This is a genomic window from Actinoplanes sp. NPDC051861 (assembly GCF_040681145.1).
In the GTDB taxonomy this organism is placed as follows: Bacteria; Actinomycetota; Actinomycetes; order Mycobacteriales; family Micromonosporaceae; genus Actinoplanes.
The window spans coordinates 143,074-155,647 of the sequence record NZ_JBFAYE010000012.1; the positions used below are offsets into that span (position 1 = coordinate 143,074).

General features: G+C 70.5%; 8 protein-coding genes and 1 pseudogene. 3 read left to right on the forward strand and 6 right to left on the reverse strand.

Annotated elements, in window-relative coordinates; genetic code table 11:
- Positions 1–198 precede the first annotated feature (198 nt).
- Genes AB0M02_RS28205 through AB0M02_RS28220 form a run of 4 tightly spaced genes read right to left on the reverse strand, consistent with a single transcriptional unit; the run spans position 199 to position 4,727 of the window.
- Entirely contained in the window at positions 199–1,746 is a 1,548-nt protein-coding gene (locus AB0M02_RS28205) for a glycoside hydrolase family 43 protein (protein WP_364231955.1), read from the reverse strand.
- 10 nt (positions 1,747–1,756) lie between these two features.
- The gene (locus AB0M02_RS28210; protein WP_364231958.1) at positions 1,757–2,575 is read right to left on the reverse strand and encodes a carbohydrate ABC transporter permease; all 819 of its coding nucleotides are present in this window, start codon (positions 2,573–2,575) and stop codon (positions 1,757–1,759) included.
- Positions 2,575–3,447: a sugar ABC transporter permease gene (locus AB0M02_RS28215; RefSeq protein WP_364231960.1), complete on the reverse strand. Its 873-nt coding sequence runs from the start codon at positions 3,445–3,447 to the stop codon at positions 2,575–2,577. The genes AB0M02_RS28210 and AB0M02_RS28215 overlap by 1 nt, the downstream gene beginning before the upstream one ends.
- Positions 3,444–4,727 carry an extracellular solute-binding protein gene (locus AB0M02_RS28220; RefSeq protein ID WP_364231963.1) on the reverse strand — a complete coding sequence of 428 codons (1,284 nt, stop codon included), beginning with the start codon at positions 4,725–4,727 and terminating at the stop codon, positions 3,444–3,446. Before AB0M02_RS28220 ends, AB0M02_RS28215 begins: the two co-directional genes overlap by 4 nt.
- A 102-nt stretch (positions 4,728–4,829) precedes the next feature.
- Between AB0M02_RS28220 and AB0M02_RS28225 the strand changes: the two genes are divergently transcribed.
- Entirely contained in the window at positions 4,830–5,825 is a 996-nt protein-coding gene (locus AB0M02_RS28225) for a LacI family DNA-binding transcriptional regulator (RefSeq protein WP_364231965.1), read from the forward strand.
- Here AB0M02_RS28225 and AB0M02_RS28230 read toward each other — a convergent pair.
- A complete protein-coding gene (locus AB0M02_RS28230) occupies positions 5,796–6,743 on the reverse strand; it encodes a DUF5937 family protein (RefSeq protein WP_364231968.1) in 948 nt (315 codons plus the stop codon). The two genes, AB0M02_RS28225 and AB0M02_RS28230, sit on opposite strands and share 30 nt — an antisense overlap.
- A gap of 55 nt (positions 6,744–6,798) precedes the next feature.
- Between AB0M02_RS28230 and AB0M02_RS28235 the strand changes: the two genes are divergently transcribed.
- Positions 6,799–8,067: an MFS transporter gene (locus AB0M02_RS28235; protein WP_364231971.1), complete on the forward strand. Its 1,269-nt coding sequence runs from the start codon at positions 6,799–6,801 to the stop codon at positions 8,065–8,067.
- Between the two features lie 281 nt (positions 8,068–8,348).
- Positions 8,349–9,576, forward strand: a pseudogene (locus tag AB0M02_RS28240) (IS110 family transposase).
- A gap of 606 nt (positions 9,577–10,182) precedes the next feature.
- Here the strand turns inward: AB0M02_RS28240 and AB0M02_RS28245 are convergent.
- Positions 10,183–12,483, reverse strand: a complete 2,301-nt coding sequence (locus AB0M02_RS28245; RefSeq protein ID WP_364231974.1) for a bifunctional diguanylate cyclase/phosphodiesterase — start codon at positions 12,481–12,483, stop codon at positions 10,183–10,185.
- Positions 12,484–12,574: the final 91 nt, after the last annotated feature.

Below are 12,574 nucleotides of genomic sequence, written 5' to 3' on the forward strand. Positions count from 1 at the left end.
CTAAATCCGGGGGCGGGGCACCATGGGTGTCGATTGAACGACAACGCAACCCATTCCGATCAATTCGACGTTCAGCTATGCGAAATGGCGGCTCGGGTTCCTGCCACATGAGGCCGATGCGCCCCGCCGGGCTGTCCGGTCGCGTGCCGAGACGTGCGGCGGGCGGCGACCGGGGCCCGGCGGTGACACATGGCCGCGTCAGGGTTGGGGTTTGTAGGTGGCGGCGCTGAAGGTGGCCGGCAAGCCCCCACCCGTCAGGTCCTGGGACCACAGGCCGAAGAACGCCCCCGTGAACCCCCACGTGCGGGGACCATTCCCGTCGAATTCGCGGGCGTGTTCGTCGGAGAGGACGCCCGCGTCGAACGGCCCCCACTCCACGTCGCCGCAGGAGGCGAGCAGCGCGTCCCCGTCGAGGTCGAAGCGGAGGCGGGTGGGGCCGGAGACCGGAACCGCCGGTGCGATCAACGTGACGCGACCGCGGTCGGAGGCCAGGACGTCGACGATCGCGCCGGCTTCCTCATTCCAGCCGATACGGAGGAAGTACCAGTTGCGGCTGTTGTAATACGCGGTGATCCCGGCCATCTGCTGGTAGCCGGCCGGTTCGAACAGCACCGTCGCCTCGAAGGTCGCGCGGCGGTGCTGGATACGCCGGGCCACCAGGCTCTCCCCGGAGAGGGCCCCGGCGGACCGTCCCCCGACCAGCCGCAGTGAGCCGCCGCCGACAGCGATCCAGTCGGAGTGAGCAGCCCGGCGAAGGGTGCTCCAATGCGGGCCGAGTGACGAGAAGTCGTCGGTCTCCGGCTCGTCCGGCCAGGGGTGGGCCGGCAGGTCAGGACCGGGAACCTCGTCGTGCGGGATGCCGCCGTCGATGCGCGGCCACCCGTCGGCGGTCCAGGCGACGCGTTGGAGGGCGGTCTCCCTGCCGAGAACGCATCGGCCGCGCGGGGTGAGCGGCCGGCCGGCGAGGTGGGCGAAGTACCACTCGCCGTCCGGGGTCGACACGAGACTGCCGTGTCCGGCCTTCTGCAGGGTCAGGTCCGGGCGGTGCACCGACGTGAGCAGCGGAGTCCCGGGATCCGTTTCGTAAGGGCCGAGCAGCGACCGGGAGCGGGCGACAGTCGCCTGATGGAACCACTCCGTGCCGCCCTCGGCCGTGATCAGGTAGTACCAGCCGTCCTTCGCGTACAGATGTGGTCCCTCGGTCATCCCGGCAGCCGTGCCGGAATAGAGGTCGAAAACGGGGCCGACAAGGCGCCCGGTGGCGCGGGAGAACTCCTGGACGATGATGCCGTTGGCCCACGGGTGGCCGGGGCGCCAGTCGGTGCGGTTGGACAGCAGCCAGCTGCGGCCGTCGTCGTCGTGGAACAGCGACGGGTCGAAACCGCGGGCGTGCAGCGGCACCGGCTCCGACCACGGCCCGTCGATCGAGGTGGCGGTGACCACGTAGTTCGGGGTGTCCCAGAACCCGGAGTAGCTCTTCACATCCGTGTAGACCAGGTAGAAGACACCGTCGGCCCAGGACAGGCAGGGCGCCCACACGCCGCCCGAGTCCGGGTTGCCGGTCATGTCGAGCTGGTCGGTGAGTACACCGCCGAGCGGGCGCCAGTGGACCAGGTCCAACGAGTGGTGCAGGCGGACGCCCGGGTACCACTCGAACGTCGACGTGGCGAGGTAGTAGTCGGTGCCGACCCGCAGGATCGACGGGTCCGGGTGGAAGCCGGGGAGCACCGGGTTCGAGATGATCACTGAGTGTTCCTCACTTGCCGAAGCCGGCGGCCAGGCCGCTGAGCAGGTGACGGCGGCCGAACAGGTAGAGGGCGAGGACCGGCAGCGCGGAGAGCACGACGGCGGCCATCAGACCGGGAACGTTGGTGCCGTACTGGCTCTGGAAGTTCCACAGGCCGAGCGGCAGGACGCGCTGGTTCTCGCTCTGGGTGAGCACGAGCGGGAAGAGGAAACCGTTCCAGGCGCCCAGGCCGACGAAGATGCCGACGCTGACCAGGCCGGGCCGGGCGAGCGGCAGGACGAGACGCGTGAAGACCCGCCGGGTGGTGGCGCCGTCGACGGTCATCGCCTCGTACAGCTCGCCGGGGATGTCGCGCAGCGTGCTGGTGAGCACGACGATCGCGATCGGGAGGGAGAACGCGGCGCTGGGCAGCACGATCGCGGCCAGGCTGTCGTACATCTGAAGCCTTGTGATGATCAGGTAGATCGGCACGATCACAGCCTGCGCCGGGACGGCCAGGCCCAGGAGGAAGACGGCGAAACTCACCCTGAGCGCGGGGCCGGGGTTGCGGACGATTGCGTACGCCGCCGGCAGCGCGACCGCGAGCACGAGTGCGATCGTCCCGGCCGTCACGAGCAGGCTGTTCATGAGGTACGTGGGAAAGCCCAACCCGAACAGCGAGGTGTAGTTCTCGAGAGTCGGGTCGGTCGGCAGGTCGAGCGGGCCCTGTCCGAGATAGGCGTCCTGGGTCCGGAACCCGGTGATCACCACGAAGTAGATCGGCACGGCGACGATCACGAGCCAGATCGTGGCCGCCACTCCCGCCGGAACATTCCAGGGCCGCCGCATCAGGCTCCTTCCCGGTCGCTGGCCATCCGGTGGTAACCGGTGGACCGGACGACGACGATCGACAGGGCGGTGCCGGCGACCACGAGCAGGACGGCCAGCGCGCTGGCGTAACCCATGTCGAAGGCGACGAAGCCCTTGGCGTACATGTGCAGGGGCAGGACCCGGGTGGCGGTGCCCGGCCCGCCGTTCGTCATCAGCAGGATCATCTCGAAGTAGGTGAGCGACCCGACCAGCATCAGCACCGACGAGGCGATGATCGTGTTGCGCAGCTGCGGCAGTGTGATGTCGAAGAACTGCCGCACCCCCGTCGCGCCGTCGATCGAGGCCGCCTCGTACAGCGACTGCGGGATCTGCCGGGTCGCGGACTGGTAGAGCAGGCTGTGGAACGGCACGAACTGCCAGGCGATGACGAACGCGATCACGTACAGCGCGCGGTCCGGGTCGCCGAGGAAGTTGCCGTCGCCGACGGACGCGGCCAGGCCGAAGTTCGGGTCGAGCAGCGACACGAACGTCACCGAGATGGCCGCGGTGGAGAACAGCAGCGGCAGGAAGAACAGCGTCGACAGCACCGCGCGGTTGCGCTGCGGCCCGGCCGCCCACACGCCGATCAGCAGCGCGAGCGGCGTCTGCACCAGCCACGAGACGACGGTCAGGGTGAGTGTGGTGGTGACGCCGTTGACCAGTTCCGCGTCCCCGGCCATCGCGGACCAGTTGGCGCCGCCGATCCAGACGGGGTCGCCGAGGCCGTTCCACTCGGTGAAGCTGAGCGCGACCACGGCGAGCACCGGAAGGATGCCGAACGCGGAGAAGAACACCACCGCGGGCGCGGCCCAGGCGAACCCGGGCCGCTCCCTTGATGCCGCTGCGATCACTTGGCGGTGGCCATGTCGGCGGCGAAGCCGGCCGGCGTGATCTTGTTGAGGAACAGCTTCTGCAGGTTGGTCAGCATCTTCTCGCTGACCGACGGGCTGAGCGCCTGGTCCCAGGACTGGGTGAAGCTGGGCGCCTGCGCCACCAGGTCGTAGGTGAACGTGGTGAACTCGGCGTTCGGCTTCCTCGTGAGCGCTGCCTCGATGCCCTTGACCGCCGGCACCTGCCCGGCGTCGATCAGCCCGTTGATGTACGCCTCCGACGCCAGCGACTTCGCGAGGAAGTCCGCCGCCACGCCCTTGTTCCCGGACGCCGCGTTGATCGAGTAGTAGTTGCTCGGATTGCCCACGACCGACTTCGGGTCACCGGCTCCACCCTCGTACGCCGGGAAGGCGACGTACCCGAGCTTGCCGTCGCTGAGGAACTTGGGGTTGGCGTCCTTCTGCACCGAGTAGTCCCACGTGCCCATCAGGTGCATGGCCGCCTTGCCGGTGGCGAACAGCTTCGACGCGCCCTGGTTGTCGTAGTTGACCGACGCGAAGTTGGACCCGAACGCGCCCCGCTTCACCAGGTTCTGGATCTCCTCCAGGGATTTCAGCACCGCCGGGTCCTGCCAGGCGCCCGGCTGACCGGACGCGATCGCCGAGAACTTGGCGGCACCGCCGATCCGGTCGAGCAGGTACTCCAGCCACATCAGCTCGGTCCAGCCCTGCGAACCGGCGAGGGCGATCGGCGTGACGCCCTCGGCCTTGAACGTGTCGATCAGGGTGAGCAGCTCGGCGTACGTCTTCGGCGGTTGGACACCGGCCTTGGCGAAGACGTCCTTGTTGATGAACAGCACGACCGGCAGCACACCGATCATCGGAAGGCCGTACTGCTTGCCGTCCACCTTGCCGACGTCCAGGACGCTGGGCAGGAACCTGTCGGCCAGGCCGGGGTTCTTCGCGAGCAGGTCGTCGAGCGGCTCGACCTGACCGGCCTCGACGAACTGGGCGAGGTTGCCGCCGCCCCAGTTGAAGAAGACGTCCGGTGCCTGCGGCGAACCCATCGCCACCTGCAGCTTCTGCTTGTAGGCGTCGTTCACGTAGGTGGTCAGGGCGACCGCGTTGCCGCTGGCGGTGTTGTAGTCCTTGATGCTCGCGGTGGCGATCGGGTTGACCGCCGCGTCCTGGATGGCCCAGACCTGCACCTTGGCCGGGTCGTCGGCGGTTCCGGGCCCGCCGGTGCCGCAGGCTGCCGTTACGGAGAGGGCAAGGACGGCGAACAGAGCTCGTATGCGCATGAGTTTGCGAAACCTTTCGCTGGGTTTCGGAGCGGTGTAACGTGCCAGATCACACGTCACGGCATCGGCAGGCAGCAATACTTTTCGAAACTCGGGAGAAACATGAAGCCGACGCTCACGGCGATCGCCCGGGAGGCCAACGTCGCCGTCTCGACCGTCTCCAAGGTGCTCAACGGGCACACCGACGTGTCACCGTCGACGCGGCGGGCCATCGAGCGGCTGCTCGCCGAGCGCGGTTATCAGCGGCCCCGCACCGCCCGCCGGACCGGGCGCCGCACCGACCTGATCGACCTGGTGATCAACGAACTGGACAGCGTCTGGGGCCTGTCGATCCTGGCCGGTGTCGAGGAGGTGGTCGAGGAGGCCGGGCTGAGCCTGGTCGTCTCCTCGGTCCACAACCGGCAGTCACTGACCCGCCGATGGCTGGAGTCGCTGCTGGCGCGCGGCTCCCAGGGCGCGATCCTGGTGCTCAGCGAGCTGACCGAGCAGCAGCGCGCCGAGTTGGACCGCCGCAACCTGCCGTTCGTCGTGGTCGACGGGGTCAGCCAGCCGCCGCCGGACATCCCGTCGATCGGCGCCACCAACTTCGCCGGCGGATACACGGCCACCGAGCACCTGATCCAGCTGGGACACCGGCGGATCGCGGTGATCGGCGGCCCCGAGCAGCTCCAGTGCACCCGGGCCCGGATCGCCGGCTACCGCGCGGCGCTGGAGTCGGCCGGCCTGGGCGCCGACCGCCACCTGGTGCGCTACAGCAGCTTCCAGCACGACGGCGGGCTCGCCTCGGCACAGGCGCTGCTGGCCCTGCCGGAACGCCCGACCGCGATCTTCGCGTGCAGCGACGCGCAGGCGACCGGGGTCTACGAGGCGGTACGCCGCGCCGGCCTCGGCATCCCGGGCGACGTGAGCGTGGTCGGCTTCGACGGGCTGAACTTCGCGGAGTGGATGGCACCACCGCTGACCACGGTTCGCCAGCCGCTGCACGAGATGGGCGTGGCGGCGACGCGGACCCTGTTGCGCCTGGTCAACGGCGAGCGCCTGGAGTCGACCCGGATCGAGCTGGCCACGTCACTGGTCGTCCGGGGCAGCACCGCATAGGCGGTCGCCCAGGTCGGTCCGCCGGTACAGGACCGAGCGGCCGTGGCGGGCGCTGACCAGCAGGCCGGCTGCCCGGAGCGCCCGCAGGTGCTGGTTGACCGCGGTCGTGGTGACGTCGAGGCGTACGGCGAGTTCGGTGGAGGAGGCGGGTTCGGCCAGAACGTGGAGCAGGCCGGCCCGGTGCGAGCCGAGGATCCCGGCCAGCGCCCGCGGCGCGGGCAGTGGCGGGGACTCCCAGAGTGTTCCGCACCCCCGCGCCAAGTAGATGATCATCGGCGGCTCGTCGGGCAGGATCGGCGCGGAGGCGCTGCTGGTCCAGAGCGACGGGACCAGGGTCAGCGCATCCCGCGCCGGCCGGGTGTAGTGCACGTCCGAGCGCACATGCACCTCCACGACGTCGCCGTCGAGCCGGACGCGGCCGGCCAGGCCGGTGAACATGGCGGCCAGGCCGCGCTGGGCGATCTCCCGGCCGCGGAAGGTGACGTCGGCCTCGAGGATCGCTCGCATCCGCGGCCAGTGCGGTGCGAAGCAGAGGTCCCAGTAACCGGTCAGGGCTTCCAGGACGCGGCCCAGCTTCGGCTTCTGCCGCCTTCCGCCCAGGACCTCCAGATCGCGGTGCACGATGCCCGGCGGTGTGGAGGCCACGATCGCCAGCTCGTCCTCGAGGCGGGTCAGCGGGGACCTCGGCCGGGGTGTGAGGAAGTCGGGTGTCCAGAGGTCGTCGTTGACCAGGGCGTTCAGCGCGGTCGTGTCGAGGCGGTGCTGCTGCTCGCGCAGGCGCCGGATCCAGGGCAGGTGCACGGGGTAGCGGCCGGGGTCACGCCAGGCGTGCAGGGACAGGACGAGCTCGTTGAGCGGCGAGACGGCGAACCGCACCCCGGCAAGGTCCCGTCCGGCGAGCTCGTAGCGCACGACCATGAAGCGTTACGCTACATCGATCGTGCGATCCGGTCCGCCCTGGCAGAACGGACGCGTGACACCTCTCCTCCGGGCCCTGCTCCTGTCCACGGCTGCCGCGTCGACCGCGAAGGGCGTGTTGTTCGCGGTCAGCGCGCTCTACTTCACCACCGTCATCGGCCTCAGCCCGGCCACGGTCGGCGCGGTCCTCACTCTCGCCGGCGGCGCGGGCATCGCCACCGCCTTCGGCGCCGGCCGCCTCTGTGACCTTCTCGGTGCGCGCGGCGTGCTCATCGCGGCGACGGCCGGCCAGGGCGTTTCACTCGCGGTTTACTGCTTTTCGCGTACGCTGATCGCGTTTTGCCTTGTAGCGTGCCTGGCAGCGATGACCCAGGCAGCCCAGCGCACCGCCCAGGCAACCCTGCTGGCACAGCACTTCACCGGCCCGGACCGCGTGGCCACCCGAGCCCGCCTCCGCGTGGCCACCAACATCTTCGTCGGCCTCGGCTCGGCCCTGGCCGCGATCGCGCTGACCGTGGGCACCGCACGCGCCTACACGATCGCGATGCTGGCCGCGTCCGCCCTGGTCCTCGTCTCCCTGCTCCCGCTGCGAGCCATCCCACCCACGCCGCCGCACCCGGCCCCGCCCGTGTCCCCGCGCTCACCGCTACGGGACCGCCGTTATGTCACCGTCGCCGCTCTCAACGGCGTCATGACCGTGCAGTTCGGCCTGCTCACCGTGGGGATGCCGCTCTGGGTCACCACACACACCACCGCACCCGCCGCCACCGTGGCCCTGCTCCTGGTCCTGAACACCGTCCTGGTCACCCTCTTCCAGATCCCCGCGTCCCGCCTGGTCCCCGACGTGCCCGCCGCCGGCCGCACCGTCCTGCTCGCCGCCCTCCTCCTGCTGGCGTCCTGCCTCCTCTACGCCGCCGCGGCCCACGGCGCCGCGCTCCTCGCCGTCACTCTCCTGGTCCTGGCCGTGGTCGCCCACACCGCCGGCGAGATCCTCTCCGAAGCCGGCGCCTGGGAACTCGCCTTCGAACTCGCCGACCACCGCCGAGCCGGCGCCTACCAGGGCATCAGCCAGACCGGCTTCGCCGCCGGCACCGCCCTCGCCCCGGCCCTGACAACCGCGACTGCCATCACCCACGGGACGCCGGGGTGGGTGGTGCTCGGGGCGCTCTTCGTCTCGGCGGGCGCGGCCACTCACCACATCGCTACCCGGCCACACAAATCCCCACCAGGCCGCTCCGCACCCACCCGCCCCGACCGGTCTTCCACACCGCTCCCCAGCCATGAACCCGCCAGCCGTTCGGGGCCCGGACAGCGGTCTGAGTGACGGCTCGCGAGGGGCTCACCCGAGCCGCAACGACCCCCCTCCCGACGGCCACCTCGTCACCCGACGACCGTTATCTTTTTGATCGTCCCCAGCCGGGGATTGCTCGTTCGCTCGGTCCGGTATGACTTACCGCCCCTGTCGTACGCATGATCCGGGGGGTGTTGTCGCCGGGCCGGGTGGCGTCGGCGGACCGCTGATAGGGACCCGGCCACCCCTCGGGTAGGTCTCTCCGTAACGTGGCTGCCGGCAGTCCGACGCTCTGACAGGCGGCCGAGCCCATGATGGACATCGTGGGAGGCGAAAGCGTGACCGACGAGTACGGCGTGTTCCTGGGCCTGGACGTCGGCAAGATCGACCACCGTGCCGTCGCGCTCGATCCGGCGGGCAAGCGGCTGCATGACGCGGCGCTGCCGAATACCGAGGCTGGGCTGAGGAAACTGTTCGACAAGCTCGGCCGGCACGGCCGGATCCTGGCCGTGGTCGACCAGCCCGCCTCGATCGGTGCCCTGCCTGTCGCGGTCGCCCGGGCCTGCGGGCACCAGATCGCTTACCTGCCCGGCCTGGTCATGCGCCGCCTGGCCGACCTGCACCACGGCACGGCGAAGACCGACGCCCGCGACGCCTACGTGATCGCGGATGCCGCCCGCACGTTGCCGCACACGCTGCGCCGGGTCGATGCCGGTGACGACACTCTCGCCGAGTTGGAGATGCTGGTCGGCTACGACGACGACCTCGCCGGCAAGGTAACTCGCATCGCCAACCGCATCCGTGGCCCGCTGACCCAGATCCACCCACCGCTGGAGAAGATGCTGGGCCCAAAAGTGCAGCATCCCGCCGTGTTGGAACTGCTGTCGCGGTGCGGCGGCCCGGCCGGGTTGCGCAAGGCCGGCCGGTCGAAACTGGTCGAGATCGTCAAGAGCAGAGCTCCACGGATGGGTGCCCGCCTGGTCGAGCAGATCTTCACCGCCCTCCACGCTCAGACCGTCGTCGTTCCTGGCAGCACCGCGGCCGAGACCATCCTCCGAGGATGGCCGACAGCCTGCGGGAGCTGCTCAAACAACGTGACCAAGTCGCCGTCCAGGTCGAGGAGATGCTTGATGCGCACCCTCTCTCCTCGGTCCTGATCTCGATGCCTGGCGTCGGGGTCAGGACCGCAGCCCGGATCCTGCTCGAAGTCGGTGACGTCACTGCGTTCCCGACCTCCGGCCATCTGGCCGCCTATGCCGGCCTGGCCCCCGTGACCCGGCGATCGGGCACCAGCATCGCGGTGAGCATCCACCCAAGGGCGGCAACAAGCAGCTCAAACGCGCGTTCTTCCTGTCGGCGTTCGCGGCCCTGTCCGACCCGCTCAGCCGGGCCTACTACGACCGCAAACGCGCTGAGGGCAAGAAACACAACGCTGCCCTCATTTGCCTTGCACGCCGCCGCGTCGACGTCCTGCACGCCATGCTCCGCACCGGCACCCCCTACCAGCACAAACCGGCAGAAAAGCTCGCGCTAGCTGCTTGACGCTTCCGGAAACACCGACCACTCAGCCTGCGCCCTCTCGCAACCGCCCGCTGAGCGGTCACCACACACCGGGCAGTCATCTGCGGCCATCCGGTTCGCGTGGAGTCCGGCCGGCAGAACCTGCCGCACCGCCAGCTGAACTACCCCAGCTGGCAACGACGCAGGTCTCCACGGCCACGAAACCTGAGCCAGCGCCAGCCGGGGACTCTTCAGCGCGCGCCTCACCCTCCTCAGAAGCCGGGGACGATGTGGCGGGGACTGAAGGCGCGGCGACTATCGCTATTGGGGCGTGGGTGGCTGCTGCAAGACACAGGGCGGCAGGGCCACCGCCGCGACGAGCCGCGCCGGCCGCCGCCCGGAGCAGGCTGCGCGACCGCCGGAAGGAAGCGGCGCGGGCGCCCGGAAAGCAGGCGGACACCAGGAGAAGCCAGGCGGACGCAGGGAAATGCGAGGCGGACGCGAGGAGAAGCGAGGCGGGCGCTGGGATAGGTGGTGGGCGGCGTGGTGGGTGACCCGCCGGGAAAGCCCAGCAGGGGCGCATCGGCCTTGAGTGGCAGGCTGGTCGCGGTCCAGGAAGGGCGGTTCGCGTAGCGCGTACCGGAAAAATCAGGAAACGGCCGGGACCGAAACGCCCTGCGTGACCACCATCTCCCCGATCGCCGCCGCCGGCAGCGGCCGCGCGAAGTGATAACCCTGCGCGTGCTGATATCCCAGATCCGCCAAGCGGGCCGCCTGGTCCTCGTTCTCCACCCCTTCCGCGACCAGGTCGAGGCCCACCGCGTCCGCCAGCGCGATGACCGCGGCCGGCATCGTGTCGCGGCGGCTCGTGTCCGTGCCCTGGGTGAAGGAGCGGTCGAGCTTCAGCTGGTCGACGGGGAGTTCGTGGAGGAGCGTGAGGGTCGACTGGCCGGTGCCGAAGTCGTCGAGAGCGATGCGGATGCCCATGCGGCGCAGGTCGTCCAGGCGGGTGACCGCTTCGCCGAGGGCTACCGCCGTGCTCTCGGTGATCTCCAGGGTGAGGCGGTGCGGGGGCAGGCCGGTCTCGGCGAGGATGGCGGCTACGCGGTCGACGAAGCCGGGGTCGCGCAGCTGGCGGGCGCTGACGTTGACGTTGAGGACGCCGGGTGCGCGTTCGCCGAGTTCGTCGCGCCAGGCGGCGAGCTGATGGCAGGCCTCGCGGAGGACCCAGTCGCCGAGGGGGACGATGAGGCCGGTGCGTTCGGCAACCGGGATGAACTGGACGGGCGGGACGATGCCCTGCAGCGGGTGGGCCCAGCGGACCAGGGCTTCGACGCCGCGCAGGCGTCCGCCGTCGAGGGCGACGATCGGCTGGTACATCAGGAACAGCTGGCCGTCGGTGATGGCGTGCTGGAGTTGAGCGCCCAGGGCGGCGGTGTCGGCGATCGAGACGGCCATGCCCTCGGTGTAGCGCTCGACGTTGCTGCCGCCGCCGTGCTTCGCGGCGTACATGGCGATGTCGGCGCGGCGCAGCAGGTCGGCGGCGTCCTCGCCGGCGTGGCCGTCGGCCAGGCCGATGCTCGCGCGGACCAGCAGTTCGTGGCCCTGGGCGACGACCGGCTCGGCCAGCGCGGCGATCATGCGGTGGGCGGCGGCCTCGGCGGCCTCCGGGTCGATGCCGTCGAGCACGACCACGAACTCGTCGCCGCCCAGCCGGGCCACCGTGTCCTCCTTGCGGATCGTGACGGTGAGGCGTTCCGCGACGGCGACCAGCAGCGCGTCGCCGATGCCGTGCCCGAGCGTGTCGTTGACGGTCTTGAAGTCGTCGAGGTCGATCAGGGCGACGCTGACCGGGCGGTCCGCGTCGTCGGCGGCGAGGGCCTCGTCGAGGCGCTCGGTGAACAGGGCCCGGTTCGGCAGGCCGGTCAGCGTGTCGTGGGTGGCACCGTGGTCGAGGCGGGCGACCAGGCCGGCGTTCTCCCGGAACACGGACTGCTGGCGGGCCACCACGATGGCGGTCAGGACAACGGCCACGCCGGCCATCGGCAGCGCGTCGGCGTCGCCGGTCGCGATCAGGCCGACCAGCAGGGCGTCCACCGCGGCGATGGCCAGGTAGGGCAGCCACACCGGCAGGCGGCGGCTGTTGCCTCGGACGGGGCGGCTCGACACGGCGGCGCGGACCTGGGTGCGGGCGGCGATCACCGCGCAGAGCATGGCGACCGGGATGGCGAGCTGGACGGCGGCCAGCCACGGCTTGTCCATGACGAGGCGCTGGCCCGACGAGAGCACGGTGCCCACCAGCATGGCGGACGCGAGGGTCGGGAGCACGCCCCGGGCGAGGTGACCGCGGCCGGCCAGGGCGACCTTGCCGAAGGCGAACAGCGCCAGCAGGTTGAGGCACATGATCAGAGCGGCGGAGGCGAGCATCATCGCGCTGAAGTCGGCCGCCTCGACCATCGGGCGGGTGACGTAGTGCCAGGAGAAGGCGCCGGCGGCGAGCAGCACGACCAGGCCGTCGAGCGCGGCGCGCAGCACCTCGCCGGGGCCGGAGAGGCGCAGCGGCAGGCGGGCCATGGCCCACACGTTGATGCCGATGGCGCCGGCGAAGGCGATGCCGGCCGCAGGCGAGACGTAGAACGCGGGCATGCCCCGGACCACGCTGTCGAACGTGTTGATCAGGGTGCCCACGAACGCCATGCCGCAGCCGATCGCCAGGTGGCGGTAGAAGCGGCGGGTCGCGCGCGGCAGGTCGTCGCGCCGGGCGACGGCCAGCAGCGAGCCCAGGCCGACGAGTGAGGCGAGCGGCGCGGCGAGCCAGAGGGCCAGGACCGGCGTGCGCAGTTCGCCCAGGTTGACGACGAACACCACCGCCGACAGCAGGGCCAGCAGGCCACACACTCCGACCGGGCCGCGGACCGGGCGCGGCCGCGCCGACACTTCGCTGCTCATCCGTCTCCCCGGTCGCCGATTTGTTAACCGCCTTACCTTCGACCCCGGTTCCGCCGACATGAGCAAACGACCCGGCGGTTCGCCGCCGGGC

Excerpts from the sequence above, each read along its gene's own strand:
- AB0M02_RS28210 (WP_364231958.1), bottom strand. The coding sequence starts at position 2,575 with ATGCGGCGGCCCTGGAATGTTCCGGCGGGAGTGGCGGCCACGATCTGG.
- AB0M02_RS28220 (WP_364231963.1), bottom strand. The coding sequence starts at position 4,727 with ATGCGCATACGAGCTCTGTTCGCCGTCCTTGCCCTCTCCGTAACGGCA.
- AB0M02_RS28225 (WP_364231965.1), top strand. The coding sequence starts at position 4,830 with ATGAAGCCGACGCTCACGGCGATCGCCCGGGAGGCCAACGTCGCCGTC.
- AB0M02_RS28230 (WP_364231968.1), bottom strand. The coding sequence starts at position 6,743 with ATGGTCGTGCGCTACGAGCTCGCCGGACGGGACCTTGCCGGGGTGCGG.
- AB0M02_RS28245 (WP_364231974.1), bottom strand. The coding sequence starts at position 12,483 with ATGAGCAGCGAAGTGTCGGCGCGGCCGCGCCCGGTCCGCGGCCCGGTC.